Origin of the sequence: Pseudomonas agarici (assembly GCF_900109755.1) — a bacterium.
In the GTDB taxonomy this organism is placed as follows: domain Bacteria; phylum Pseudomonadota; class Gammaproteobacteria; order Pseudomonadales; family Pseudomonadaceae; genus Aquipseudomonas; species Aquipseudomonas agarici.
In genome coordinates, this window is record NZ_FOAR01000001.1 from 260,982 (window position 1) to 285,470 (window position 24,489).

28 protein-coding genes and 1 pseudogene are annotated in these 24,489 nt (G+C 59.7%); 12 read left to right on the top strand and 17 right to left on the bottom strand.

Features of this window, described 5'->3' with window-relative positions:
• Positions 1-46: 46 nt before the first annotated feature.
• The 3 genes from cysN to BMX68_RS01150 all read right to left on the bottom strand — a co-directional run bounded on the left by cysN (position 47) and on the right by BMX68_RS01150 (position 3,889).
• Entirely contained in the window at positions 47-1,945 is a 1,899-nt protein-coding gene (gene cysN / locus BMX68_RS01140) for a sulfate adenylyltransferase subunit CysN (protein WP_074861774.1), read from the bottom strand.
• A 13-nt stretch (positions 1,946-1,958) separates the two neighbouring features.
• On the bottom strand, positions 1,959-2,876 hold the full coding sequence (gene cysD, locus BMX68_RS01145; protein ID WP_017130687.1) for a sulfate adenylyltransferase subunit CysD: 918 nt from the start codon (positions 2,874-2,876) through the stop codon (positions 1,959-1,961).
• A 254-nt stretch (positions 2,877-3,130) separates the two neighbouring features.
• Entirely contained in the window at positions 3,131-3,889 is a 759-nt protein-coding gene (locus BMX68_RS01150; protein ID WP_060782145.1) for a Nif3-like dinuclear metal center hexameric protein, read from the bottom strand.
• Positions 3,890-3,990: 101 nt separating this feature from the next.
• Here BMX68_RS01150 and algW point away from each other — a divergent pair, with 101 nt between their 5' ends.
• On the top strand, positions 3,991-5,148 hold the full coding sequence (algW, locus tag BMX68_RS01155; RefSeq protein ID WP_017130685.1) for a Do family serine endopeptidase AlgW: 1,158 nt from the start codon (positions 3,991-3,993) through the stop codon (positions 5,146-5,148).
• A gap of 131 nt (positions 5,149-5,279) precedes the next feature.
• Here algW and hisC read toward each other — a convergent pair whose 3' ends face one another.
• The 10 genes from hisC to BMX68_RS01205 form a co-directional block, all read right to left on the bottom strand.
• Positions 5,280-6,332: a histidinol-phosphate transaminase gene (hisC, locus tag BMX68_RS01160; RefSeq protein ID WP_017130684.1), complete on the bottom strand. Its 1,053-nt coding sequence runs from the start codon at positions 6,330-6,332 to the stop codon at positions 5,280-5,282.
• Complete coding sequence (gene hisD, locus BMX68_RS01165; protein WP_017130683.1) at positions 6,329-7,666, bottom strand: histidinol dehydrogenase; 1,338 nt, start codon at positions 7,664-7,666, stop codon at positions 6,329-6,331. The genes hisC and hisD overlap by 4 nt, the downstream gene beginning before the upstream one ends.
• A gap of 140 nt (positions 7,667-7,806) precedes the next feature.
• Entirely contained in the window at positions 7,807-8,442 is a 636-nt protein-coding gene (gene hisG / locus BMX68_RS01170) for an ATP phosphoribosyltransferase (protein WP_017130682.1), read from the bottom strand.
• Between the two features lie 169 nt (positions 8,443-8,611).
• Entirely contained in the window at positions 8,612-9,877 is a 1,266-nt protein-coding gene (gene murA / locus BMX68_RS01175) for a UDP-N-acetylglucosamine 1-carboxyvinyltransferase (RefSeq protein WP_017130681.1), read from the bottom strand.
• A 24-nt stretch (positions 9,878-9,901) separates the two neighbouring features.
• Complete coding sequence (locus BMX68_RS01180) at positions 9,902-10,141, bottom strand: BolA family protein (protein ID WP_017130680.1); 240 nt, start codon at positions 10,139-10,141, stop codon at positions 9,902-9,904.
• A gap of 114 nt (positions 10,142-10,255) precedes the next feature.
• A complete protein-coding gene (locus BMX68_RS01185; protein ID WP_017130679.1) occupies positions 10,256-10,561 on the bottom strand; it encodes an STAS domain-containing protein in 306 nt (101 codons plus the stop codon).
• Complete coding sequence (locus BMX68_RS01190; protein WP_017130678.1) at positions 10,554-11,213, bottom strand: MlaC/ttg2D family ABC transporter substrate-binding protein; 660 nt, start codon at positions 11,211-11,213, stop codon at positions 10,554-10,556. Before BMX68_RS01190 ends, BMX68_RS01185 begins: the two co-directional genes overlap by 8 nt.
• Positions 11,214-11,224: 11 nt before the next feature.
• Positions 11,225-11,692 carry an outer membrane lipid asymmetry maintenance protein MlaD gene (gene mlaD / locus BMX68_RS01195; protein ID WP_017130677.1) on the bottom strand — a complete coding sequence of 156 codons (468 nt, stop codon included), beginning with the start codon at positions 11,690-11,692 and terminating at the stop codon, positions 11,225-11,227.
• On the bottom strand, positions 11,692-12,489 hold the full coding sequence (gene mlaE, locus BMX68_RS01200; RefSeq protein ID WP_017130676.1) for a lipid asymmetry maintenance ABC transporter permease subunit MlaE: 798 nt from the start codon (positions 12,487-12,489) through the stop codon (positions 11,692-11,694). Before mlaE ends, mlaD begins: the two co-directional genes overlap by 1 nt.
• Entirely contained in the window at positions 12,489-13,298 is an 810-nt protein-coding gene (locus tag BMX68_RS01205; RefSeq protein ID WP_017130675.1) for an ATP-binding cassette domain-containing protein, read from the bottom strand. Before BMX68_RS01205 ends, mlaE begins: the two co-directional genes overlap by 1 nt.
• A 289-nt stretch (positions 13,299-13,587) precedes the next feature.
• On the opposite strand from BMX68_RS01205, the gene BMX68_RS01210 reads away from it, so the two are divergent.
• The 10 genes from BMX68_RS01210 to BMX68_RS01255 all read left to right on the top strand — a co-directional run bounded on the left by BMX68_RS01210 (position 13,588) and on the right by BMX68_RS01255 (position 20,618).
• Complete coding sequence (locus BMX68_RS01210) at positions 13,588-14,562, top strand: KpsF/GutQ family sugar-phosphate isomerase (RefSeq protein WP_017130674.1); 975 nt, start codon at positions 13,588-13,590, stop codon at positions 14,560-14,562.
• Entirely contained in the window at positions 14,563-15,087 is a 525-nt protein-coding gene (locus tag BMX68_RS01215; RefSeq protein ID WP_017130673.1) for a KdsC family phosphatase, read from the top strand. It begins immediately after the preceding gene.
• A gap of 8 nt (positions 15,088-15,095) precedes the next feature.
• A complete protein-coding gene (gene lptC, locus BMX68_RS01220) occupies positions 15,096-15,668 on the top strand; it encodes an LPS export ABC transporter periplasmic protein LptC (RefSeq protein WP_017130672.1) in 573 nt (190 codons plus the stop codon).
• Positions 15,655-16,200: a lipopolysaccharide transport periplasmic protein LptA gene (gene lptA / locus BMX68_RS01225; protein ID WP_017130671.1), complete on the top strand. Its 546-nt coding sequence runs from the start codon at positions 15,655-15,657 to the stop codon at positions 16,198-16,200. The genes lptC and lptA overlap by 14 nt, the downstream gene beginning before the upstream one ends.
• Complete coding sequence (gene lptB, locus BMX68_RS01230) at positions 16,200-16,925, top strand: LPS export ABC transporter ATP-binding protein (protein WP_017130670.1); 726 nt, start codon at positions 16,200-16,202, stop codon at positions 16,923-16,925. The genes lptA and lptB overlap by 1 nt, the downstream gene beginning before the upstream one ends.
• A 186-nt stretch (positions 16,926-17,111) precedes the next feature.
• The gene (locus BMX68_RS01235; protein ID WP_026013038.1) at positions 17,112-18,605 is read left to right on the top strand and encodes an RNA polymerase factor sigma-54; all 1,494 of its coding nucleotides are present in this window, start codon (positions 17,112-17,114) and stop codon (positions 18,603-18,605) included.
• A 77-nt stretch (positions 18,606-18,682) separates the two neighbouring features.
• Positions 18,683-18,988, top strand: coding sequence for a ribosome hibernation-promoting factor, HPF/YfiA family (gene hpf / locus BMX68_RS01240; protein ID WP_017130668.1), 306 nt, complete (start codon positions 18,683-18,685; stop codon positions 18,986-18,988).
• A gap of 10 nt (positions 18,989-18,998) precedes the next feature.
• Complete coding sequence (gene ptsN, locus BMX68_RS01245) at positions 18,999-19,460, top strand: PTS IIA-like nitrogen regulatory protein PtsN (protein WP_017130667.1); 462 nt, start codon at positions 18,999-19,001, stop codon at positions 19,458-19,460.
• A 5-nt stretch (positions 19,461-19,465) separates the two neighbouring features.
• The gene (rapZ, locus tag BMX68_RS01250; RefSeq protein ID WP_017130666.1) at positions 19,466-20,323 is read left to right on the top strand and encodes an RNase adapter RapZ; all 858 of its coding nucleotides are present in this window, start codon (positions 19,466-19,468) and stop codon (positions 20,321-20,323) included.
• A gap of 16 nt (positions 20,324-20,339) precedes the next feature.
• On the top strand, positions 20,340-20,618 hold the full coding sequence (locus BMX68_RS01255) for an HPr family phosphocarrier protein (protein WP_017130665.1): 279 nt from the start codon (positions 20,340-20,342) through the stop codon (positions 20,616-20,618).
• Between the two features lie 218 nt (positions 20,619-20,836).
• Here the strand turns inward: BMX68_RS01255 and BMX68_RS01260 are convergent, their stop codons facing one another.
• The 4 genes and pseudogenes from BMX68_RS01260 to pmbA all read right to left on the bottom strand — a co-directional run bounded on the left by BMX68_RS01260 (position 20,837) and on the right by pmbA (position 23,817).
• A complete protein-coding gene (locus BMX68_RS01260) occupies positions 20,837-21,448 on the bottom strand; it encodes a superoxide dismutase (RefSeq protein ID WP_017130663.1) in 612 nt (203 codons plus the stop codon).
• A gap of 1 nt (position 21,449) precedes the next feature.
• Entirely contained in the window at positions 21,450-21,890 is a 441-nt protein-coding gene (locus tag BMX68_RS01265) for a DUF2753 family protein (RefSeq protein WP_017130662.1), read from the bottom strand.
• A gap of 26 nt (positions 21,891-21,916) precedes the next feature.
• Positions 21,917-22,165 (bottom strand): annotated as a pseudogene (gene aspA, locus BMX68_RS01270) (aspartate ammonia-lyase); the annotation flags it as partial.
• A gap of 305 nt (positions 22,166-22,470) precedes the next feature.
• The gene (gene pmbA / locus BMX68_RS01275) at positions 22,471-23,817 is read right to left on the bottom strand and encodes a metalloprotease PmbA (RefSeq protein WP_017130660.1); all 1,347 of its coding nucleotides are present in this window, start codon (positions 23,815-23,817) and stop codon (positions 22,471-22,473) included.
• A gap of 123 nt (positions 23,818-23,940) precedes the next feature.
• On the opposite strand from pmbA, the gene yjgA reads away from it, so the two are divergent.
• Positions 23,941-24,462: a ribosome biogenesis factor YjgA gene (gene yjgA, locus BMX68_RS01280; protein WP_017130659.1), complete on the top strand. Its 522-nt coding sequence runs from the start codon at positions 23,941-23,943 to the stop codon at positions 24,460-24,462.
• The last annotated feature ends 27 nt before the right edge of the window (positions 24,463-24,489 follow it).

Below are 24,489 nucleotides of genomic sequence, written 5' to 3' on the forward strand. Positions count from 1 at the left end.
CCGCTGTCGATTACTCGACAGCGGGCTTTTTCAATGCCGGCAATGCTTAGATCGCGCCGTTCTGGCGCAGCAACTCCAGCACCTTCTTCACGCTGTCTTCCAGCGACAACGATTGCGTATCAATCACCAGCTCGGCATTGAGCGGCACGTCGTAGGGGAAAGATAGCCCCGGAATGTTGTCGCCACCCGCTGCGTACAGGCCCTGGGGGTCACGCTCCTGGCAGGCCTGCGGCGATGCCTGGACATAGACCGTGAGCAGGCGCCCACCGCCGATCAGCGCCTTGGCCTGTTCACGGCCTTCGGCATCCGGCGCCACAAACGCGGCCAGGGTCAGCAGGCCGGCTTCGTTGAACTGACGCGCCACATGGGCGGCACGTCGCCAGTTCTCGGTGCGTCCGATACGATCCTGCGGTAAGCCTTTGTTCAGGTCATGGCGCAGGTTCTGGCCGTCCAGGACGAACACCGCTCGGCCCAGATCGAACAACCTGCGCTCCACCGCATAAGCCAGCGTGCTCTTGCCCGCGCCCGACAGGCCGGTGAACAGCACGGTCGCCGGTTGCTGGCCAAAGCGCTGGGCGCGCTCTTCGGTCGCTACATGGGCGAGCTTGCCATGGTGGGTGGCGCTGCCATGGGCCAGCGGCTGAGCGACGATCATACCGGCGCCCACGGTGCCATTGGTCAAGCGATCAATGATAATGAACGCGCCAGTGGTGCGGTTGCTGTCGTAACCGTCCAAGGCAATCGGGGCATCCAGGGCGATCTTGACCTTGCCGATCTCGTTCAGTTGCAAGGCACTGGCCGGGCCTTCCTCGAGGGTGTTCACATCGACCTTGTTGACGATGCTCGCAATCGAGCCCGGCACGTAGCTGGTGGCGCGCTTGATGTCGTACTTCTTGCCCGGTAGCATCGGCTCCTCGGCCATCCAGACCAACATGGCCTCGAAGCTGTCGGTCACCGGCGGTACGTTGTCGGCATGCACCAACAAATCGCCACGGGAGATATCGATCTCGTCTTCCATGGTCAGGGTCACGGCCTGGCCTGGACCTGCGTGTTCCAACTCACCGTCGAAGGTGACGATCGACTTGACCCGACTGGTCTTGCCCGATGGCAGCACAACCACGTCGTCGCCCTTCTTGACGACACCGCTGGCCAGGGTGCCGGCAAAACCACGGAAATTCAGATTCGGCCGATTGACGTACTGCACTGGGAAACGCAGGTCGGTCAAATTGCGGTCGCCCGCCACTTCCACGGTTTCGAGGATTTCCATCAGCGACTGGCCGGTGTACCACGGCGAACGCTCGCTCTTGTTCACCACGTTGTCGCCCTTCAAGGCTGACATCGGCACGAAGTGCATGCTCGATGGCTTCATCTTCAGGCCTTCGGCGAATTTCAGGTAGTCGGCCTTGATCGACTCGAACACACCTTGATCGAAGTCCTTGAGGTCCATCTTGTTGATGGCGACCACGATGTGTTTGATCCCCAGCAGGGAGGCGATAAAACTGTGGCGACGGGTCTGGGTCTGCACGCCGTAGCGGGCGTCCACCAGGATGATCGCCAGGTCGCAGGTGGAGGCACCGGTAGCCATGTTGCGAGTGTACTGCTCATGACCGGGGGTGTCGGCAATGATGAACTTGCGCTTGGCGGTAGAGAAGTAACGGTAGGCGACATCAATGGTGATGCCCTGCTCGCGCTCGGCTTGCAGGCCGTCGACCAGCAACGCCAGGTCGATATCGTCACCGGTGGTGCCGACCTTCTTCGAATCGCGGGTGACGGCCTCCAAATGATCTTCGTAGATCATCTTGGAGTCGTGCAATAGGCGCCCGATCAGGGTGCTCTTGCCGTCGTCGACGTTACCGCACGTCAGGAAACGCAGCAGTTCTTTACGCTCGTGCTGGCCCAGGTAGGCGAGGATGTCCTCGCTGATCAAATCAGATTGATGCGACATGCTTAGACCCTGTTTAGAAATAGCCCTGACGTTTCTTGTCTTCCATGGAACCGGCGCCATCGTGATCGATGACCCGGCCCTGGCGCTCGGAAGTTCGCGTCAGGAGCATTTCCTGAATGATGTCCGTGAGGGTTTCAGCCTCGGACTCCACCGCGCCCGTCAACGGGTAGCAGCCAAGGGTACGGAAACGCACCTTCTTCTTGACGATGCGGGCCTTGTCCTCATCGGAAAGATGCTCAAGGATCCGCTCATCGTCGATCATGATCAGGGTGCCGTTCTTCTCGATGACTTCACGCTCGGCGGCGAAATACAGCGGCACGATCGGGATACCTTCGAGATAGATGTACTGCCAGATGTCTAGCTCGGTCCAGTTCGACAGCGGGAAGACGCGGATCGACTCGCCCTTGTTGACCCTGCCGTTGTAGACGTTCCACAGCTCCGGGCGCTGGTTCTTCGGGTCCCAGCGGTGCTTGCCATCGCGAAAGGAGTACACGCGCTCCTTGGCACGGGATTTCTCCTCGTCACGCCGGGCGCCGCCGAAGGCCGCGTCGAAGCCGTACTTGTCCAGGGCCTGCTTGAGGCCCTCGGTCTTCATGATATCGGTGTGCTTGGCGCTGCCGTGAGTGAAGGGGTTGATGCCTTGCGCCACGCCGTCAGGATTTACATGGGTGATCAGGTCCAGGCCAAGCTCGGCGACCATCTTGTCGCGAAAGCTGTACATTTCCCGAAATTTCCAGCGGGTGTCCACATGCATCACCGAAAACGGCAGCTTGCCCGGAAAAAACGCCTTGCGCGCCAAGTGCAGCATCACGGCGGAGTCTTTACCGATGGAATACAGCATCACCGGGTTATCGAACTCGGCGGCCACCTCGCGGATGATATGGATGCTTTCCGCCTCCAGCTGTTTCAGATGCGTCAGTTTGTCGACCATGGCTACTCACGAAAAGCGTTCTTATGGACGGCCAGCGGGCCGTGTTCGAGCGAGGCATGCTAGCACAGCGACCTATTCTATTGAGGGGGCCCACTAGATCGAAACGGTATAATAATATACCGCCGCGTTTGGGCGCATTGTCCTGGAAGAGGCAGGGCTTGTGGGGCGATGCCCACCAAAGCGCGTACTTGCACTACGCAAGCCATCCGGCCATGGCGCCCACTTCGTCGGATGCCACCCAGACCAAACCCGCTCTAGATTGGATTCGGACAATCGATAAACAGGTGTTCCAGGGCAAACCGCCGGGTCAGGTAGTCGCCCAGAGCCTGTACACCATAGCGCTCGGTGGCATGATGACCGGCGGCGATAAAGCTGATGTGGTTTTCCCGGGCGCTGTGGAACGTCTGCTCGGAGGCCTCGCCGCTCAGGTACAGATCGACCCCGGCCCGCACCGCCTGATCGATATAACCCTGGCCACCACCGGTACACCAGCCGACCCGTCGGATCATCTCGCTGCCTTCGATCAGCAGCGGTTCGCGCCCCAGGGCATCCTGGACCTTGCGGGCAAAGTCGCGCGGTGTCATCGGCTCGCTCAGAGAGCCCACCAGACCGACGACTTTCGGGTTGTCGGGATCCAACGGACCTTCAACGGTGATGTCCAGTTGGCGGGCCAGTTGCACGTTGTTGCCCACCTCTGGATGCAGGTCCAACGGCAGATGATAGGCCAGGAGACTGATATCGTGCTTGAGCAGGGTCTTGAGTCGACGCTGTTTCATGCCCACCACACAAGGGTCTTCGCCCTTCCAGAAATAACCGTGATGCACCAGTATCAGGTCAGCTCCGGTCTCGACCGCCGCATCGAGCAGCGCCTGGCTGGCGGTGACTCCGCTGACGATCCGCGTGACCTGTGGCCGGCCTTCGACCTGCAAACCATTGGGGCAATAATCACTGATTCGCGAACTGCCAAGGAAGCGGTCCGCCTCTTCCACCAGGGTACTGAGTGCAACAGCCATAAAAACTCCTGAATATCCCGTTCAGAGGCGCTCGCAGCCTCGTATAATGCGCGACATTATGGGCCGTCCGACATGGCCTGCAACCTCCCAGGACTTGCTCAATGCTCAAGGCTCTGCGTTTTTTTGGCTGGCCGCTGCTGGTCGGCGTGCTGATTGCTTTGTTGATTATTCAGCGTTACCCACAGTGGGTCGGGCTGCCGGATAAGGATGTGAACCTGCAACAAGCCCCGCAGACCGCGACGGTCCAGCAGGGCCCAGTGTCCTATGCCGATGCAGTGGACCTCGCGGCCCCGGCGGTCGCCAATCTGTACACCACGAAAATGGTCAACAAGAACAGCCATCCATTGTTCGATGACCCGCAGTTCCGGCGTTTTTTTGGCGATAACCTGCCCAAGCAGAAACGCATGGAGTCAAGCCTGGGCTCGGCGGTGATCATGAGTTCGACGGGCTATCTGTTGACCAACAACCACGTGACCGCCGGCGCCGATCAGATCGTTGTGGCGCTCAAGGACGGTCGCGAGACGCTGGCCCGGGTGATTGGTAGCGACCCGGAGACCGATCTGGCGGTACTCAAGATCGATCTGCCGAACCTGCCGTCGATCACCATCGGCCGCTCGGACAAGATCCGCATCGGCGATATCGCCCTGGCCATTGGCAACCCATTCGGGGTCGGCCAGACCACCACCATGGGCATCATCAGCGCTACCGGGCGCAACCAACTGGGCCTGAATAACTACGAAGACTTCATCCAGACCGACGCCGCCATCAACCCCGGTAACTCCGGCGGCGCGCTGGTGGACGCCAATGGCAACCTGACCGGGATCAACACTGCGATCTTCTCCAAGTCCGGCGGTTCCCAAGGTATCGGTTTTGCGATTCCGATCAATCTAGCCGTCGAGGTAATGAAGGCAATCATCGAACATGGCCAGGTGATTCGTGGCTGGCTGGGTATCGAAGTTCAGCCATTGACCCAGGAACTCGCCGAGTCGTTCGGCTTGAGCGGGCGTCCGGGAATCGTGGTGGCGGGGATTTTCCGTGACGGTCCGGCACAGAAGGCCGGCCTGCAACTGGGTGATGTGATCCTGAGCATCAACGGCGAGCCCGCCAATGACGGTCGTCGCTCGATGAACCAGATGGCGCGGATCAAACCGACCGACAAAGTGGCGATTAAGGTGCTGCGCAATGGCAAGGAACTGAAGCTGACCGCGGAAATCGGCTTGCGTCCGCCGCAGCAGATGCCCCCGCAGGAAGAGGAATAACACAGCATCGCAAGAACAGCGTTTGGCTCACTGAGTCAGTTCAGAGCCGATCTCACGCCGGGTCGAGAGTTGTGGCGAGTGGGCTCGCCACAAGATCGCGTTGGGCTTCAGGCGGATAGCGTCCCGATCCGTCAGAGATCGCCCAGCGCGTCGATCAACGCCTGGTTCTGCTCCGGCGCACCAATGGTGATCCGCAGGAACTGGGCAATGCGCTCCTGCTTGAAGTGACGGACAATCACTCCCTGCTCACGCACCTTGGCCGCCAACGCCGCCGCATCGTGCCGCGGGTGCTGGGCGAAGATGAAGTTAGCCGCCGACGGTAATACCTCGAAGCCTTTGGTCTGCAACTGTGCCACCAGCCACTCGCGGCTTTCGATGACTTTGTTGCAAGTCTGCCGGAAATATTCCCGGTCCTCGAACGCCGCCGCCGCGCCGGCAATCGCCATACGGTCCAGCGGGTAGGAGTTGAAGCTGTTCTTGATCCGCTCCAGGGCTTCCACCAAATCGGGATGCCCGACCGCCAGCCCGACCCGCAGGCCCGCCAGCGAACGTGACTTGGACAAGGTCTGCGTCACCAACAAGTTCGGAAAACGGTCGACCAGGCAGATGGCCGTTTCACCGCCAAAGTCAATATAGGCCTCGTCCACCACCACGACCGAATCGGGGCTGGCCTTGAGGATCTGTTCGACCGCCTCCAACGCCAGCAGGCAGCCGGTCGGCGCATTCGGGTTAGGGAAGATGATCCCGCCATTAGGCCGGGCGTAGTCGGCGACACGGATCTGGAACTGCTCATCCAACGCCAGCGCGGCGTAGTCGATACCGTACAGGCCGCAATAGACCGGATAGAAGCTGTAGCTGATATCCGGGAACAGCAGCGGCTTATCCTGCTGGAACAGACCGTGGAAAATGTGCGCCAGGACTTCGTCGGAACCGTTGCCGAGAAACACCTGGTTGGTCTGCACCCCGTAGTACTCGGCTACGGCGTGCTTGAGCAGGTCGCCGTTGGGGTCCGGATACAAGCGCAGATTGTCGTTGACCTCGGCCTGCATCGCCGCCAGGGCCTTGGGTGAAGGGCCGTAGGGATTTTCATTGGTGTTGAGCTTGACCAGCTTGCTCAGCTTCGGTTGCTCACCTGGCACATAGGGCACCAGGTCCTTGACGAACTTGCTCCAGAACTTGCTCATGCTGGTTTCCCCTGTGCGTTGTCATCGGCGACGATCCGGTATTCCGCGCTACGGGCGTGGGCGGTCAAGGATTCGCCACGGGCCAGCACCGAAGCGGTCTTGCCCAGTTCCGAGGCGCCCTGTTCAGAGCAGAAGATGATCGATGAACGTTTCTGGAAGTCATACACGCCCAAAGGCGACGAGAAGCGTGCGGTACCCGACGTCGGCAGGACGTGATTGGGACCGGCGCAATAATCACCCAGGGCCTCGCTGGTGTGACGTCCCATGAAGATCGCCCCGGCGTGGCGGATCTGCGGCAACCAGGCCTGTGGGTCGGCGACCGACAGTTCCAGGTGTTCCGGCGCGATGCGATTGGCCACTTCGATCGCCTGCTGCATGTCGCGTACCTGGATCAGCGCACCGCGACCGTTGATCGAGGTTTCGATGATAGCGGCCCGCTCCATGGTCGGCAGCAGCTTGGCGATACTCGCCGCCACCCGATCGAGGAACGCGGCGTCCGGGCTGACCAGGATCGCCTGGGCGTCTTCGTCGTGTTCGGCCTGGGAGAACAGGTCCATGGCAATCCAGTCCGGGTCGGTCTGGCCGTCGCAGACCACCAGGATCTCCGACGGGCCGGCGATCATGTCGATGCCGACCTGGCCGAACACATGGCGCTTGGCGGTCGCCACATAGATATTGCCCGGGCCGACGACCTTGTCGACTTTCGGCACACTTTCAGTGCCATAGGCCAATGCGGCGACCGCTTGCGCGCCACCGATGGTGAATACGCGGTCGACGCCGGCGACACAAGCCGCCGCCAGTACCAGCTCGTTGATCTCGCCGCGTGGGGTCGGGACCACCATCACCACCTCAGTGACACCGGCCACTTTGGCCGGGATCGCGTTCATCAGTACCGATGACGGGTAAGACGCCTTGCCGCCAGGGACATAGAGGCCGGCGCGATCCAGTGGCGTGACCTTCTGGCCCAACACGGTGCCATCGGCTTCGGTGTAGCTCCAGGACTCTTGCTTTTGCTTCTCGTGGTAGCTGCGCACACGCTCGGCGGCTTTTTCCAGCGCCTCGCGCTGAGGCGCACTGATCCGGGTCAAGGCCAGTTCCAGGCGCGCGCGTGGCAGGATCAGGTCGGCCATCGAGGCAACCTGCAGGCCGTCGAAACGCTGGGTGAATTCGACCACGGCGGCATCGCCGCGCTCGCGTACCGCCTTGATGATATCCAGCACCCGCTGGTTGACCGAGTCATCGGACACACTTTCCCAGCTCAGCAGATGATCCAGATGATGGGCGAAATCCGGGTCCGCAGCGTTGAGTCGGCGAATAGCGGTGGACGTGGTCATAGCGAGGGCCTCAATAATTGGCGAATGCTTGGGAACAGCAAATCTCAGGCGCCCCAGCCTACCAAGCCATCCGCGCGGGCACCTGAGAATTCTGGCTATGACACGGATAGATGGGCGCGACTCAAGGCCGCGCATGTGAATCAACTGCGGTGTCGCGACTCCACTGCCTTGCGCAGGGTGTCGATCAGGGACTGAATGCGGGCATGTTGTATTTTCATCGAGGCCTTGTTCACCACCAGGCGCGAGCTGATGGTCGCGATCAGTTGCTGGGGCTCCAAGCCGTTGGCCCGCAGGGTGTTGCCGGTGTCGACGACGTCGATGATTTTGTCGGCCAGACCGATCAGCGGCGCCAGCTCCATCGAACCATACAGCTTGATGATATCGACCTGACGCCCCTGCTCCGCGTAGTAACGCTTGGCGACATTGACGAACTTAGTCGCCACCCGCAGGCGGCCCTTGGGCTCTACCGCGCCGACGGCCCCGGCGGTCATCAGTCTGCATTGGGCGATCTGTAGGTCCAGTGGCTCGTACAAGCCCTGGCCACCGTACTCCATCAACACATCCTTACCGGCAACGCCGAGGTCGGCGGCACCGTGCTCGACATAGGTCGGCACATCAGTGGCGCGAACGATCAGCAGGCGCACGTCGGCCTGGGTCGTGGGAATGATCAGCTTGCGACTCTTGTCCGGATTCTCGGTCGGCACAATACCCGCTTCGGCGAGCAACGGCAGGGTATCGTCGAGGATGCGGCCCTTCGACAGTGCAATGGTCAGCATGGGGGAAACCTAGGTCCTTAAATCAGGATACTCATGCCCGGCGACAACGGGCGCCGGACATAGATCGAGCCTGCAATGATACAGGCTCGACGCGTAAAACCAATGGTTGGCGTATCCCTACGCCGCTCCACTGCAGGAGCCAAGCTCGCGCCTTCAGTGGAACGTGGGACTAGCCCGGAACGCGGCGGATCTTGGCACCGAGCATCTGTAGCTTCTCTTCAATGCACTCGTAGCCACGGTCGATATGGTAGATACGATCGATCAGCGTATCGCCTTCGGCGGCCAGCGCCGAAATCACCAGGCTGGCCGAAGCCCGCAGGTCGGTAGCCATGACCGGAGCGCCCTTGAGGATCTCGGTGCCGGTGACGATCGCGGTATTGCCTTCGACCTGGATCTTGGCGCCCATGCGATGCAGTTCATACACGTGCATGAAACGGTTTTCGAAGATGGTCTCAATCACCGCACCAGTGCCTTCGGCAATGGCGTTGAGGGAGATGAACTGGGCCTGCATGTCGGTCGGGAACGCCGGGTACGGCGCGGTACGCACGTTGACCGCTTTGGGCCGCTTGCCATGCATGTTCAGCTCGATCCAATCTTCGCCGGTGGTGATCACCGCGCCGGACTCCTTGAGCTTTTCCAGGACGGCTTCGAGGATGGTCGGATCGGTATCCTTGACCTTCACCCGCCCGCCAGTGACAGCAGCGGCCACCAGGTAGGTGCCGGTTTCGATACGGTCCGGCATGACCTTGTAGGTCGCCGAATGCAGGCGCTCCACACCATCGATGGTGATCGTGTCGGAACCGGCGCCAGAGATCTTCGCGCCCATGGCGATCAGGAAGTTCGCCAGATCGACCACCTCCGGCTCGCGCGCGGCGTTCTGCAGCACGCTGCGACCACGGGCCAGGGACGCAGCCATCATGATGTTCTCGGTACCGGTCACGGAGACGGTATCGAAGAAAAAGTTCGCTCCGCGCAGACCGCCTTCCGGCGCCTTGGCCTTGATGTAGCCGCCTTCCACATCGATCATCGCGCCCATGGCTTCAAGGCCACGGATGTGCAAGTCAACCGGACGCGAACCGATGGCGCAACCGCCAGGCAAGGCGACTTCGGCTTCGCCGAAACGGGCAACCATCGGGCCTAGCACCAGGATCGAGGCACGCATGGTTTTCACCAGCTCGTAAGGTGCCACCAGCGTCTTGATGGTGCGCGGATCGATTTCCACGGAGAGTTTTTCGTCGATCACCGGCTCAATGCCCATGCGCCCGAACAGCTCGATCATGGTGGTGATGTCGTGCAGGTGCGGCAGATTGGCGACAGTGACCGGGCCATCGCACAACAGGGTGGCGGCCAGGATAGGCAGGGCAGAGTTTTTCGCCCCGGAAATGCGGATTTCGCCATCAAGACGAACACCGCCGGTAATAATCAGTTTATCCATAGGAATCTCGACGCCAATTCAGGCTCAGGTGCGCTCGACCCAGGCCGCGCTGCTGAAAAATTTCATAGTGATCGCGTGGATGCTGCCATCGGTGATCCACGGGTTCAAATGGGCATAGACCTGCTGTTGACGCTTGACCGGGCTCAATGCCGCCAGTTCGTCGCTGATCACATTCAGCTGAAAATTACAGCCCTCGCCCTCAACTTCAACCTGAGTTCCTGGCAGCTTTGCTTCAAGGAAACTCTTTACTTCGGTGGCCTGCATGCTCAACCTCAATCGGCGCCCAACGCGCGCGGGTCGGCCATCATACAAAAAAGCCCCGCGCCTGCGAACCCCGCATTGCAGGACTCCGATGGGGGGCTTGTCTGCTTGTGGCAATTAATGGACAGCCAACAGTTCCGTCAGCTCGGAAACTTCGGCGATTTCACGCATGTCCAGAGGCATCGCGCGAATGCTCAACGACTTGCCATCCTGCGCCGCGTCCCGCATGAACGCCAGTAGCAGGGCCAGGCCGACGCTGCTGGACTTCTCCACGGCCGAGCAGTCGACCACCAGGGCCGGCGCTTCGCTAGCCTTGATCAGCGCCTGGCCCTGCTTGCGCAAAGCCGGGCCGGTGGTGTAATCGAGCACACCCGCCAGGTGTACTTCACCCGGTTCGCCGAGGCGAATGCTGGCCTCACTCACCGCCGCTACTCTTCTGTGGGTTTTTCTCGGATTCGACCTTGGCCTTCTCCACTTCACTGGCCCAGCCGTCGATGGTCTTGTCCAGGTTGTTGCCGTTGCGCTGCATGGCATCGGCGAACTGGTCGCGGAACAGCTTACCGATATTGATACCGTTGATGATCACGTTACGCAGCTTCCATTCACCGTTGATCTTCTCAAGGGTGTAGGACACCGGGTAGACCGTACCGTGGTTGTCTTTGACGGTCATGCCGACGCTGGTCCGGTCACCCGACTCATCCTTCGGCGGATCGACGGTGATGCCCTGGTTGTTGTACTCCAACAAGGCATTGCCGTAGAACTGGAACAGCCCGCGCTTGAAGTTTTCCTGGAAGCGACGCATCTGCTCGGGTGTCGCCTTGCGCGAATATTTGACCGTCATGATGCTCTTGGAAATGCCTTCGGCATCCACCACCGGGCCGACGATGGTGTTCAACGAGTTGTAGAAGTCCGACGGGTTCTGCTTGTACTTTTCCTTGTTCGCCGACAGGTCGGCCAACATCCGATTGGTGGTGTCTTGTATCAGGTCGTGGGCAGAAACTGCCGCCGAGGCATTGCCCATCAGCGGCAGCGACGCAAGCAGCACCAAAAGACTACGGCGCAAGGTAGAGATCATGGAAGAATTCCTCATTTGGCGTCTTTGTTAACGGTATTGAGCAGGAATTTACCGATCAGGTCTTCCAATACCAACGACGACTGGGTGTCATGAATAGTTCCACTATCCTTGAGCAAGGTGTCTTCCCCGCCCACGCTGATACCGATGTACTTCTCACCGAGCAAGCCCGCGGTGAGGATAGACGCGGTGGAGTCAGTCGGCAGGTTGTTCACGCGTTTTTCGACTTGCATGGTCACTCTGCCGGTGAAACTGTCGCGGTCCAGATCGATTGCCGTGACCTTGCCGATGGTGACACCGGCCATGGTCACCTTAGCCCTGACAGTCAATCCGGCGATATTGTCAAAATAGGCATAAAGTTTGTAGGTTTCGGTATTTGCCGTCGGGGACAGCCCACTGACCCGCAACGCCAGCAATAGCAAAGCCAGGATGCCAGCCAGCAGGAAAAGGCCGACACCGATTTCCAGGGTGCGGTTTTGCATCAGAAATCTCCAAACATCAAGGCAGTCAGAATAAAGTCCAGGCCGAGGACTGCCAGGGAGGCATAGACCACGGTCTTGGTCGTGGCACGACTGATCCCTTCTGAAGTGGGTTCACAGTCGTAGCCTTGAAACACGGCAATCCAGGTCACCACGAAGGCGAACACGATACTTTTTATAATCCCGTTCAGCACGTCACCGTTGAAGGTCACGCTGTTCTGCATATTGGCCCAGTACGAGCCATCGTAGACACCCAACCAGTCCACCGCCACCCACGAACCACCCCAAATCCCGACCACACTGAAAATCATCGTCAGCAACGGTAGGGAGATGAAGCCGGCCCATAGCCGTGGCGCGACAATATACTTGAGTGGATCGACGCCGATCATCTCCAGGCTGGAAAGCTGCTCAGTGGATTTCATGTTGCCGATTTCCGCGGTCAACGCCGAACCAGCGCGGCCGGCGAATAGCAAAGCGGTGACTACCGGCCCCAGCTCGCGCAGCAACGTCAGGGCGACCATCTGCCCCACCGCCTGCTCGGAACCGTAGCTGGAAAGGATATTGAACCCCTGTAGCGCCAGCACCATACCGATGAACACCCCGGACACGACGATGATTACCAGGGACATCACCCCTACCGAGTACAGTTGTCTGATCAGCAGGCCGAAGCCACCGCCGATTCCGCCACGACCGAACAGCACATGAAACAGAAACAACGTCGAACGCCCAAGCACCGCGAGCACATCGATGCTCGAACGGCCGAACAGACGAACTCTCTCGATTAATGATTTCTTGCGCATCAGCGCTTCCCCAACAAATCTGCGCGGTAGTCCGGCGCCGGGTAATGGAACGGCACGAGACCGTCTGGATCGCCGGTCATGAACTGGCGAATACGCGGGTTATCGGCGTTCATCAATTCTTCGGGCGTGCCTTGCCCCAGCACCTGTCCGTCGCCCATCACATACAAGTAGTCGGCAATGCTCGCGGTTTCCGTCAGGTCATGGGAGACGACGATACTGGTAATCCCCAACGCGTCGTTGAGCAGGCGAATCAGGCGCACCAGCACGCCCATGGCGATCGGGTCCTGGCCGACGAAAGGCTCGTCATACATGAGAATTCCCGGATCGAGGGCAATCGCCCGTGCCAGCGCCACACGACGCTTCATGCCGCCGGACAGCTCATCGGGCATCAGGTCGACCGCGCCGCGCAGACCGACCGCCTGCAACTTGAGCAGGACGATATCGCGAATCATCTCCTCCGGCAGTTCGGTGTGTACCCGCAGCGGAAAGGCAACGTTTTCGAAGACATCGAGATCGGTGAACAGCGCGCCGCTCTGGAACAGAACACCCATGTGCTTGCGGGCATCGAACAAGTCCCCGCGAGATAACGCCGGAAGATTCTGACCGTTGACCCACACCTCGCCGCGGCTGGGGCGCAACTGGGCACCCATCAACCGCAACAGAGTGGTTTTGCCGCACCCGGAAGGTCCCATGATGCCGGTAACCTTGCCTCGTGGAATACGAATATCGACATTATTGAAGATGCTGCGCGCGCCGCGCTTGAAGGTGACACCCTTCAGCTCGACAGCGTAGGCGTTATCGGCGCTCATCTAAACTCCTTGCGATGCAGCCTCTGACTCGGACACCAGGCCTCCATTATAGAGACGCGCACTTCCTGAGCGGGCCGAACTGGTCGCGAACTATATCACTGCTGATACGAGCCGCCCAAGACCGAAGCTTTGCTTGTTCGTGCTAAATACAGCCGGGTTTGACAGACTGCAAAGCAAAAACCCATGGCAACGTCCTACACTGATTGAGCAAAGCACAACGATCAAGCGTGAGGGAATTGTTAGTTACCGTTATAATCGCGCCCTTTCATCAGGCTATACGATTTCTGACATGAGCCCATCCAGCGACCTGATTCAATCAGCACAACGCACCATCCGCCTCGAAGTAGAGGCCGTAGAAGGCTTGTTGGCCCATATCGACGCAGATTTTGTACGCGCTTGCGAGATGATTCTGGCCAGCAAGGGCCGCGTGGTCGTGGTCGGCATGGGCAAGTCCGGGCACGTCGGCAACAAAATTGCCGCGACCCTGGCCAGCACTGGCACCACGGCTTTTTTTGTCCACCCGGCGGAAGCCAGCCATGGCGACATGGGCATGATCACTCGGGATGACATTATCCTGGCCCTGTCGAACTCCGGCTCGACCGTGGAAATCATTACCCTGCTGCCGCTGATCAAGCGTCTGGGTATCCAGTTGATCAGCTTGACCGGCAACCCGGACTCGCCGTTGGCCAAGGCCGCCGAGGTCAACCTGAACGTGCGTGTCGAGCATGAAGCCTGCCCACTGAACCTGGCGCCCACCTCATCGACCACCGCCGCGCTGGTGATGGGCGATGCCCTGGCCGTGGCGTTGCTGGAAGCCCGTGGTTTCACTGCTGAAGATTTCGCCTTTTCCCATCCGGGAGGAGCCCTGGGCCGCCGCCTGTTGCTCAAAGTGGAAAATGTCATGCATTGCGGCGACGAACTGCCGCAGGTGTTGCGCGGCACATTGTTGAAACACGCACTCATGGAAATGACTCGCAAGGGCCTGGGTATGACCGTGGTGGTCGAGGCCGATGGCCGCCTCGCGGGGATCTTTACCGATGGCGACCTGCGCCGCACGCTGGATCGCAGCATCGATATCCACAGCGCCTTGATCGAAGAAGTGATGACCCCGCACGGCAAGACCGCGCAGGCCGAAATGCTCGCCGCTGAAGCCCTAAAGATCATGGAAGACCATAAAATCAGCGCGCTGGTGGTAGTCGATGACGAGGAGCGCCCGGTGGGCGCCTTGAACATGCATGATTTGCTGCGCGCAGGAGTGATGTAAATGAACACCGATCTGCTGCAACGCGCCAAACCCATCAAGCTGGCGGTCTTCGACGTCGATGGCGTGTTGACCGACGGTCGCCTGTATTTTCTCGAGGACGGCACCGAGTTCAAGTCCTTCAGCACCCTCGACGGCCAGGGTATCAAGATGCTGATGGCCGCAGGCGTACAGACCGCTATCATCAGCGGTCGCAAGACCTCGCTGGTCGAGCGTCGGGCGAAAAACCTGGGCATCCCCCATGTGTTCCAGGGCCGTGAAGACAAACTTGTGGTTCTGGACGCCCTGCTGGCTGAACTCAATCTAAGCTATGAACAAGTCGCTTATCTGGGCGACGATCTGCCGGACTTGCCAGTGATCCGTCGCGTCGGACTGGGCATGGCCGTGGCCAATGCCGCAGGCTTCGTTCGCCAACACGCTCACGGCGTTACCCAGGCCCGCGGTGGAGAAGGTGCCGCCCGCGAATTTTGCGAGCTGATCCTGTGCGCCCAAGACAGCCTTGAAGCGGCCCACGCCGCCTACCTGTAGAGCTATTTATGCTGAGCAAGAAAATTCGCAATATTTTGCTGTTCGCCGGTATTGCCGCCCTCTTCGCGGCCGTGGGCTACTGGAACATCAACCCGGAACGTTTCCTGGAGCAAACGGCTGCGCCTGTGGATAACACGCTGATCGACTACTATGCGATCAACGCCCACAGTGTCCAGTACCTGCCAGACGGCAAGGTGCAGTACGACATGACCGGCGACAAGGTCGAGCACTTCAAGGTCTCCGACACAACCCTGGTCACCAAGCCCAACCTGCAGCTCTATCGCGGCACCGCCTTCCCCTGGCACGTCCAGAGCGAACGTGCCGAGGTCAACCCGGACGGCACCCAGGTCGAACTGATCGACTCGGTCCGCATCGCGCGCACCGACGAAAAACAGCGCAATATACTCATCACCAGTAGCCGAATGACAGTATTCCCACAGAAGCAATATGCGCAGACCGAGCAAGCCGTTAGAATCGACGGTCCCAATGGCGTCACCACGGGTACGGGCATGAAAGCCTATCTGGAAGAAAGCAGGATGCACCTGCTATCGAACGTAAGAGGACAGTATGAGTCTCGTTAAAACCCTCCCGATTTTGCTCAGCCTGGGCGCAGTACTGGGAAGCGTGAATGCCTGGGCTCTGCCGAACGACAGAGATCAGCCCATCCGCATTCAAGCCGACGATGCTCAACTGGATGACAAACAAGGCATTGCCACCTACAAGGGCGACGTTGTCATCACTCAAGGTTCGATGGTCGTCAGGGGCAATACCGTGACGCTCACCCGTACTGCCTCGGGAGACATCGACGTGGTGACCTCCGTGGGCAACCTGGCGTACTTCGAACAGCGACAGAAGGTCACCGACACACAACCGGTCAAGGGTTATGGCAAAACCATCCAATACCTCGCCCAGCAGAACCGTATCGTCCTGATCGACCAGGCCAAAGTGGTCAACGAAGGCAACACCACCGAAGGCGAGAAGATCGTCTACGACACGGTGAAGCAGGTGGCCACCGCCGGTCGCGCCAATGGCACGCCGATTGCCACGCCACGGCCGCGTATCGACATGGTTATCCAACCGAAAAAGAAAACCGACGAGCAAAAGGCCCAGTAATGGCAATTTTGAAAGCCCAGCATCTGGCCAAAGCCTACAAAACTCGCCAGGTGGTGCGTGACGTCAGCCTGTCGATCGAAAGCGGACAGATCGTCGGCCTGCTCGGCCCCAACGGTGCCGGCAAGACCACCTGTTTCTACATGATCGTCGGCTTGGTTCAGGCCGACCAGGGACGCGTGCTGATCGACGACCATGACGTCAGTCACCAGCCGATGCATGGCCGCGCCCGTGCGGGCATCGGTTACTTGCCCCAGGAAGCCTCGATTTTTCGCAAGCTGTCGGTGGCCGACAACATCATGGCAATCCTCGAGACCCGCAAGGAACTCGACAAGGCCGCCCGGCGCAAGGAACTGGAAAGCCTGCTACAGGAATTCCATATCAGTCACATTCGCGACAACCTCGGCATGAGCCTGTCCGGTGGCGAGCGCCGCCGAGTGGAAATCGCCCGCGCCCTGGCCACCGCACCGAAATTCATCCTGCTGGATGAACCCTTCGCCGGTGTCGACCCGATTTCCGTCGGCGATATCAAGCAGATCATTTACCACCTCAAGGCCAAGGGCATCGGTGTACTGATCACCGACCACAACGTTCGCGAGACCCTGGACATCTGCGAAACCGCCTATATCGTCAATGATGGACAACTGATCGCCGAAGGCGATTCGGCCACCATCCTGGCCAACGAGCTGGTCAAGGAAGTCTATCTGGGCCATGAGTTCCGCCTGTAAGCCCGACGGTGTTTGGCTACCCGCCTGAGTGCCGGAATGTTCGATAAAGCATCCTATGCTTTTATTGTTACGGCACTCTAGGCAAACGCTTGGATTTCAGGCATATAATTTGCTTATGTTTGGCGCTCCGGCGCCCTGTAGTGGATGGCGCATGTGCGCCGGCAAATAAGGTGTTAAGCCCCTGCCATGAAACCATCGCTAGTCCTAAGAATGGGCCAGCAGCTGACGATGACACCGCAGCTGCAACAGGCCATCCGCCTGCTCCAATTGTCAACCCTGGACCTTCAGCAGGAAATCCAGGAGGCCCTGGAATCCAACCCGATGCTCGAACGCCAGGAAGAAGGCGACGACTTCGATAATGCCGATCCACTGGCCGACAGCACCGAGCAAAAGCCCACTACCGACGTCCAGGAAACCTCCTACCAGGAAACCGCGCCCACGGTCGACAACCTCGAGGAAGGCGACTGGAACGAACGCATTCCCAACGAACTCCCGGTCGACACCGCCTGGGAAGACGTTTACCAGACCAGCGCCAGCAGCCTGCCTAGCAGCGATGACGACGAGTGGGACTTCACCACCCGCACCTCCGCCGGCGAAAGCCTGCAAAGCCACCTACTGTGGCAGTTGAACCTGGCACCGATGTCCGACACCGACCGGCTGATCGCGGTGACCCTGATCGACTGCATCAACAGTCAGGGCTACTTGGACGAGACCCTCGAGGAAATTCTCGACGCCTTCGATCCGGAGCTGGACATCGAGCTCGACGAAATCGAAGCCGTCCTGCACCGCATCCAACAGTTCGAACCGGCCGGCATCGGCGCCCGCAACCTCGGCGAGTGCCTGCTGCTGCAACTGCGCCAACTGCCGAGCGAGACCCCATGGCTGAGCGAAGCGAAACGTCTGGTCAACGACTATATCGACCTGCTGGGCAGCCGCGACTACAGCCAGTTGATGCGCCGTATGAAGCTCAAGGAAGACGAACTGCGCCAGGTCATCGAGCTGGTGCAAAGCCTCAACCCGCGCCCTGGCTCGCAGATCGAATCCAGCGAAGCCGAATATGTGGTGCCCGACGTCATCGTGCGTAAGGACAGCGAGCGCTGGCTGGTAGAACTGAACCAGGAGTCGGTGCCACGCCTGCGGGTCAATCCGCAATACGCCGGGTTTGTCCGCCGCGCCGATACCAGCGCCGACAACACCTTCATGCGTAATCAGTTGCAGGAAGCCCGCTGGTTCATCAAGAGCCTGCAGAGCCGTAACGAAACCCTAATGAAGGTCGCCACCCAGATCGTCGAACACCAGCGCGGCTTCCTGGAGTACGGTGATGAAGCGATGAAACCGCTGGTCCTGCATGACATCGCCGAAGCCGTGGGTATGCACGAATCGACGATTTCCCGGGTCACCACCCAAAAATTCATGCATACCCCTCGCGGTATTTATGAGTTGAAATACTTTTTCTCCAGCCATGTCAGCACCTCCGAAGGCGGTGAATGCTCGTCCACGGCGATCCGCGCGATCATCAAGAAACTGGTTGCGGCGGAAAATCAGAAAAAGCCGTTGAGTGACAGCAAGATCGCTGGTTTACTGGAGGCACAAGGCATTCAGGTCGCCCGTCGCACCGTCGCCAAGTACCGTGAATCCCTCGGGATCGCACCTTCCAGCGAACGGAAGCGGTTGATGTAACCGCCGGGCGTGCCACAGCGTTCCAGTGGCAGGCATACGCCTGCCGCTTCATGCACTGGCAACGAAGGAGAAGCTGTATGCAAGTCAACATCAGTGGACACCAACTGGAAGTGACCAAGCCCCTGCGTGAGTACACCGAAAGCAAGCTGCACAAGCTGGCGGGGCATTTTGACAAGATCACTCACGTGCAGGTCATCATGGAGGTCGATAAGCTCAAGCAGAAAATCGAGGCCACCCTGCATATACCGAATGCCAAGGTGGTTGCCAATGCAGAACATGACGACATGTATGCGGCGATTGACTCGCTCTACGACAAGCTCGACCGCCAACTCATAAAGCACAAGGAAAAGAATCTGCACCTGCTGCAAGGTACAGGTCGTTAACTCGCCCCCCATGATTCGACTTGAAAACATCCTGACCCCCGGCCGTTCCCTGGTGAACGTGCCGGGCGGCAGTAAAAAACGCGCCCTCGAACAAATTGCCAACCTGATCGCCCGCGAAGTGCCCGATCTGGCAATGCAGGATGTCTACGAGAGCCTGATTGCCCGTGAAAAACTTGGCTCAACCGGTTTTGGCAACGGCATCGCTATTCCCCACTGCCGCCTCAAAGGCTGCGAGCTGCCCATCAGTGCCCTGATGCACCTGGATGCTCCCATCGATTTCGACGCCATCGACGGCGCGCCGGTCGATCTGCTGTTCGTGTTGTTGGTCCCGGAGGCCGCCACCGATGCGCACCTGGAACTGCTCCGGCAGATCGCCAGTATGCTGGACCGCAAAGAGGTGCGCGACCGCCTGCGCGGCGCACCGAGCAACGAAGCCCTGTATAAGGTTGTCCTGGACATACAGAACGGTTAGTCACCATGCGCTTGATCATCGTCAGTGGCCGCTCCGGCTCAGGTAAAAGCACTGCCCTCGATGTCCTCGAGGACCACGGTTATTACTGCATCGATAACCTGCCAGCCGGCCTGCTGCCGGAACTGGCCGAACGGGCGCTGATCCATACCGAATTGGCGCAACCGCTGGTCGCCGTCTCCATTGATGCGCGCAACCTGCCCAGCCACCTGTCGCGCTTTCCCGAGCTGCTGGACGAAGTTCGCGGTCGGCATATCCAGTGTGACGTGCTGTATCTGGACGCCGACGAGGAAACCCTGCTCAAGCGCTTCTCCGAGACCCGCCGGCGCCACCCCCTGAGCAGCGCCAACCGTTCGCTGGCCGAAGCTATCCGCGACGAGAGCAGTCTGCTGGGACCGATTGCCGACCTGGCCGACCTCAAGGTCAACACCACCCACCTCAACCTGTACCAGCTACGCGACACCATCAAACTGCGCCTGCTGAACCAGCCGGAGCCGGGCACCGCGTTCCTAGTGGAGTCGTTCGGCTTCAAGCGCGGCATGCCGGTAGACGCCGACCTGGTGTTTGACGTGCGGTGCCTGCCCAATCCGTATTGGAAACCTGAACTGCGCGAGCAGTCCGGGCTCGACGGACCAGTGGCTGAATACCTCGCCGCGCAACCGGATGTGGAGGAAATGTTCCAGGACATTTCCAGCTACCTGCTCAAATGGTTGCCACGCTTCGCTGCCAGCAACCGGGCTTATGTCACTATTGCCATAGGCTGCACCGGCGGGCATCACCGCTCCGTCTACCTGACCGAACGCCTTGGCCGGGTTCTGCAACAATCCCTGAAGAACGTCCAGGTCCGCCACCGCGACCTTAGCTGAAAGGATCACCATCGCGATGCCCGCTCTGGAAATTGAAATTATCAACAAACTGGGTTTGCATGCCCGCGCATCCGCCAAGTTCGTCGGCGTGGCCGGCAAGTACCCCTGTCAGATCCGGGTAGGTCGCACGCCCAAGCCCGAGAGCATGGTCGATGGCAAGAGCATCATGGCCATGATGATGTTGGCTGCCGGCAAGGGCAGCAAGATCCATATCAGTACCGAAGGTGAACAAGAACAGGCAGCATTGGATGCGCTGGTAGTGCTGATCAACAACTACTTCGACGAAGGCGGATAAGCTCACCACGGCGATAGCATCCGGCTAAGACCATCACCGTGGCGAGCGTCCTGGCTCCCTAGGCAATCTCACCCAACCAACCCAGCAGCCGGGCGGCGAGCAGCACCACCCCTGCCAACAGCAGCAGCCAGCCGACTCCGAGGCGAAATAGTCGCCCTCTGCTCATTGCCACGGTTTCAGCCTCCCTTATCGGCTTTGGATCTTGTTAACCAGGCGGTTCACGCCAATGCCGCAAGATAACGCCGTTCGACCTCAGGCCAATTGATCACGTTGTAGAACGCGTTGATGTATTCTGGACGACGGTTCTGGTACAGCAGGTAATAGGCATGCTCCCAGACATCCAGGCCGAGAATCGGGGTATTGCCGTTCATCAACGGACTGTCCTGGTTACCACTGCTTTCAACCACCAGATTTTTCTGCGGGGTCACGCTCAACCAGGCCCAGCCGCTGCCAAAGCGCGTCAGTGCCGCTTTGGTAAACGCCTCCTTGAACGCCTCGAAGCCGCCCAGTTGCTCATTGATCGCCTGCCCTAGAGCCGCCTCCGGCTCACCACCACCCAACGGGCTCATGACCGCCCAGAACAGCGAATGGTTGGCATGGCCACCACCGTGATTGATCACTGCCGGGCGGATTTTTTCTGGCAGTTGCTGGACCGCAGCCACCAGTTTTTCCACCGGCCAGTCGGCCCACTCGGAGCCCTCTACGGCCGCATTGAGGTGGGTGATGTAGGTCTGATGGTGCTTGGTATGATGGATTTCCATGGTCTTGGCATCGATATGCGGCTCCAGGGCATCGTAGTGGTAAGGCAGCGCAGGCAAGGCGTAGGTCATTTCAATGAACTCCATGTGGGTAACGCGACGCGGTCGATCCCGAGGAAGCCGCCTGGCTGTAGAGCAGGCGGCTGGTGCGAGGGTATTCGCCGTGCTCACTGATAAAGGCAAGCAATTGGACGTAGGTCTTGCTGCTCTGGCGCAGCGCCGCTTCGCGCAGTTGCGGCGCCAGGCGACTGTCCTGCATCGTCTGCAACAGGCGCTGATGGATCGCACACAGGTACTCGACACTTTCTTCGGGCTGATTGAGCCGCAGGTGCAGGTCCGCCAGGTTGTGGTGGGAAATCACGCAGGCGACCACCGCCTCCTCCGCGTCCGGCCAGCGCTCGAACAGCACCTGTGCCAGGGCCAGAGCCTGCAAGTAGTGTTCGCGGGCATCGACCAGCTCGCCTAGGTTGAAATAACGGTTGGCCCTTTCGATCATGCGTTTCCAGTGTTCCATGACGAACCTCCAGGCAATGCGTTAGGTTACACGCCGCCAACCGTGAGCCTTTCAGGAGGCAGAGTTTCCAGTTGGCTGCGAGGCAGATCGGTGTGTTCAAGCGCAACCTCGATAATCGGGTTGAGCGCAGTGAGCAGGATCGGATGACGCGACAACGCCTGCTTGATGTTGACCTTGAAACTGGCGATGGTCTGATCGGCCAACAGGCGGCTGACCTTCGCCAACAACTCGATGCTGCTCAGCAGGTTCTGGGCGATGGTCGGCAGCGACAAGCTGTCCTGGCGGGGTTGTTCATGTAAGGCAGAACTCATGATCCAAGCTCGCCAGATAATGAGATTTATTATTATATGATATTGAGAATCAAAACAAGGAAATAAATGCACACAATTATGGTGCGTGGGCTTATCGGAACGCCACGCCGTCTCGCTGAAGGGCAAGGTCCCTCCTAAAGCCGAAGAACGCGCTGTATCAGGAGGCAGGCGAACTCGCCACAGCGGCACCACCACGGGTTGGGCGTTCAGCGAAAAAAAAGCGCGCCATCCACTGGATGACACGCTTTTGTGCGGCCGAACAAGCGCAATCAGCTACCCGCTACGGTCATCCGCTCGATCAGCACCGAGCCTGTGCGAATATTGCTGCGCAGCTCAAGGTCGCTGCCAACGGCGATGATCTGCTTGAACATGTCGCGCATATTGCCAGCGATGGTCACCTCCTGGACCGGGAATTGGATTTCGCCGTTCTCGACCCAGAAACCCGCCGCGCCCCGGGAATAATCGCCGGTGACCATATTCAGACCATGGCCCATCAGTTCGGTGACCAGCAGGCCACGTCCCATGCGCCGAATCAGGGCATCCTGATCCTCGATGCCGTGGCTGACGAACAGGTTATGTACACCACCGGCGTTGGCGGTACTCGGCATGCCCAGCTTGCGCCCCGAATACGTGCCCAGGACATAGGACACCAGGGTGCCATTCTCGACGAACGGCTTGGCGTAAGTCGCCAGGCCATCGCCGTCAAATGCCGAACTGCCCATGGCCCGCATCAGGTGTGGGCGCTCGTCGAGGGTCAGCCACTGCGGGAATAACCGCTGCCCCAGCGCACCGTCGAGGAACGAGGACTTGCGGTACAGGTTGCTGCCGGAAATCGCCGAGAGAAAACTACCGAACAGGCCACCGGCCAACTCGGCTGAAAACAGCACCGGCACTTCGCAAGTCGATACCGGCCGCGCGCCCAAGCGGCTTGCCGCCCGCTGTGCGGCTTTGTGGCCGATGATCGCGGCATCGGTCAGCAACTCGCCCTGGCGATGCACGTCATACCAGTAATCGCGCTGCATCTGCCCATCGCCTTCGGCGATCATCACGCAGCTCAGGCTGTGGCGGGTGGACGCCGAGCCCCCGATAAAACCATGGCTGTTGCCATAGACACGGCAGCCCTGGCCCGTCGTCAGCGTGGTGCCATCGGCATTCTTGATCCGTGGGTCGGCATCGAACGCCGCTGCCTCACAGACCAGCGCCCGCTCGATAGCCTGTTCCGGAGTGATCTCCCACGGGTGAAACAGGTCGAAATCCTTCAGCTCCTTTGCCATCAGGGCAGCATCCGCGAGCCCCGAGCTCTCGTCTTCGGAGGTATGCCTGGCAATCGCCAGCGCCGCCGCGACGGTTTCGCGAATCGCCTCCGCGCCGCTGGCCGAGGTGCTGGCCGAGCCCTTGCGCTGCCCCACATACAGGGTGATGCCAAAGCCCTGGTCGCGGTTGAACTCGACCGTCTCCACTTCTCGCTGGCGTACCGAGGTCGACAAGCCCTGCTCCAGGGACACCGCCACTTCACAAGCACTGGCGCCTTGACGCTTGGCTTCGGCGAGAATCTGCTCGACCTGCTCTTGCAGTGCCGGCAAAGCCTGCGGGCCGACGCTTTGTGCCGCACTCATGGTTTTTTCCACTCAGCTTTTCTCCACTCAAATGCAGCTTTCGGTTAAGGCCTTCGAGCGACCGGGCCGGACAAGCGGCCCCCGACTGGTTATCATGGCGGCGTTTCTTTACGGACTGCCACCATGGTTGATTCTTACGACGACTCCCTCAATGGGGAGAAAAGCAAAACCCAGGTCAAGCGCGAGCTGCACGCTCTGGTTGATCTCGGCGAGCGCCTGACCACACTCAAGCCTGACCTGGTGGCAAAATTGCCACTGACCGACGGTTTACGCCGTGCCCTGGCCGAAGCGCCGAAGCACACTGCCAATATCGCCCGTAAACGGCATATCCAGTTTATCGGCCGGCTGATGCGCGACCAGGACACTGACGCCATCCTGGTGTTGCTGGACCAGCTTGACGCCTCTACCCGCCAATACAACGAACGCTTCCATAATCTCGAACGCTGGCGTGATCGATTGATCGCCGGCACCGACGATGTCCTGGAAAAGTTCGTCGCCGACTATCCCGATGCGGACCGCCAGCAACTGCGCTCCCTGATTCGCCAGGCCCAGCACGAACTTGCCCAGAGCAAGCCACCGTCTGCCAGCCGTAAAATTTTCAAGTACATCCGGGAGCTGGACGACACTCAACGCGGCTTGCGCTGATCGTCGTTACGGGTGAGTGCCGCCGGC

What these genes read in the sequence shown, in the direction of transcription:
- lptC (WP_017130672.1), top strand. Translation starts at nt 15,096, where the DNA reads ATGCTGAGCAAGAAAATTCGCAATATTTTGCTGTTCGCCGGTATTGCC.
- mlaE (WP_017130676.1), bottom strand. Translation starts at nt 12,489, where the DNA reads ATGCGCAAGAAATCATTAATCGAGAGAGTTCGTCTGTTCGGCCGTTCG.
- cysD (WP_017130687.1), bottom strand. Translation starts at nt 2,876, where the DNA reads ATGGTCGACAAACTGACGCATCTGAAACAGCTGGAGGCGGAAAGCATC.
- BMX68_RS01205 (WP_017130675.1), bottom strand. Translation starts at nt 13,298, where the DNA reads ATGAGCGCCGATAACGCCTACGCTGTCGAGCTGAAGGGTGTCACCTTC.
- BMX68_RS01150 (WP_060782145.1), bottom strand. Translation starts at nt 3,889, where the DNA reads ATGGCTGTTGCACTCAGTACCCTGGTGGAAGAGGCGGACCGCTTCCTT.
- ptsN (WP_017130667.1), top strand. Translation starts at nt 18,999, where the DNA reads ATGATTCGACTTGAAAACATCCTGACCCCCGGCCGTTCCCTGGTGAAC.
- BMX68_RS01255 (WP_017130665.1), top strand. Translation starts at nt 20,340, where the DNA reads ATGCCCGCTCTGGAAATTGAAATTATCAACAAACTGGGTTTGCATGCC.
- BMX68_RS01180 (WP_017130680.1), bottom strand. Translation starts at nt 10,141, where the DNA reads ATGCAGGCCACCGAAGTAAAGAGTTTCCTTGAAGCAAAGCTGCCAGGA.
- mlaD (WP_017130677.1), bottom strand. Translation starts at nt 11,692, where the DNA reads ATGCAAAACCGCACCCTGGAAATCGGTGTCGGCCTTTTCCTGCTGGCT.
- BMX68_RS01260 (WP_017130663.1), bottom strand. Translation starts at nt 21,448, where the DNA reads ATGACCTACGCCTTGCCTGCGCTGCCTTACCACTACGATGCCCTGGAG.
- BMX68_RS01215 (WP_017130673.1), top strand. Translation starts at nt 14,563, where the DNA reads ATGAACACCGATCTGCTGCAACGCGCCAAACCCATCAAGCTGGCGGTC.
- BMX68_RS01190 (WP_017130678.1), bottom strand. Translation starts at nt 11,213, where the DNA reads ATGATCTCTACCTTGCGCCGTAGTCTTTTGGTGCTGCTTGCGTCGCTG.
- hisC (WP_017130684.1), bottom strand. Translation starts at nt 6,332, where the DNA reads ATGAGCAAGTTCTGGAGCAAGTTCGTCAAGGACCTGGTGCCCTATGTG.
- hpf (WP_017130668.1), top strand. Translation starts at nt 18,683, where the DNA reads ATGCAAGTCAACATCAGTGGACACCAACTGGAAGTGACCAAGCCCCTG.
- BMX68_RS01265 (WP_017130662.1), bottom strand. Translation starts at nt 21,890, where the DNA reads ATGGAACACTGGAAACGCATGATCGAAAGGGCCAACCGTTATTTCAAC.
- lptA (WP_017130671.1), top strand. Translation starts at nt 15,655, where the DNA reads ATGAGTCTCGTTAAAACCCTCCCGATTTTGCTCAGCCTGGGCGCAGTA.
- rapZ (WP_017130666.1), top strand. Translation starts at nt 19,466, where the DNA reads ATGCGCTTGATCATCGTCAGTGGCCGCTCCGGCTCAGGTAAAAGCACT.
- BMX68_RS01210 (WP_017130674.1), top strand. Translation starts at nt 13,588, where the DNA reads ATGAGCCCATCCAGCGACCTGATTCAATCAGCACAACGCACCATCCGC.
- hisD (WP_017130683.1), bottom strand. Translation starts at nt 7,666, where the DNA reads ATGACCACGTCCACCGCTATTCGCCGACTCAACGCTGCGGACCCGGAT.
- lptB (WP_017130670.1), top strand. Translation starts at nt 16,200, where the DNA reads ATGGCAATTTTGAAAGCCCAGCATCTGGCCAAAGCCTACAAAACTCGC.
- BMX68_RS01235 (WP_026013038.1), top strand. Translation starts at nt 17,112, where the DNA reads ATGAAACCATCGCTAGTCCTAAGAATGGGCCAGCAGCTGACGATGACA.
- cysN (WP_074861774.1), bottom strand. Translation starts at nt 1,945, where the DNA reads ATGTCGCATCAATCTGATTTGATCAGCGAGGACATCCTCGCCTACCTG.
- yjgA (WP_017130659.1), top strand. Translation starts at nt 23,941, where the DNA reads ATGGTTGATTCTTACGACGACTCCCTCAATGGGGAGAAAAGCAAAACC.
- hisG (WP_017130682.1), bottom strand. Translation starts at nt 8,442, where the DNA reads ATGCTGACCATTGCACTGTCGAAGGGCCGCATCCTCGACGATACCCTG.
- algW (WP_017130685.1), top strand. Translation starts at nt 3,991, where the DNA reads ATGCTCAAGGCTCTGCGTTTTTTTGGCTGGCCGCTGCTGGTCGGCGTG.
- murA (WP_017130681.1), bottom strand. Translation starts at nt 9,877, where the DNA reads ATGGATAAACTGATTATTACCGGCGGTGTTCGTCTTGATGGCGAAATC.
- pmbA (WP_017130660.1), bottom strand. Translation starts at nt 23,817, where the DNA reads ATGAGTGCGGCACAAAGCGTCGGCCCGCAGGCTTTGCCGGCACTGCAA.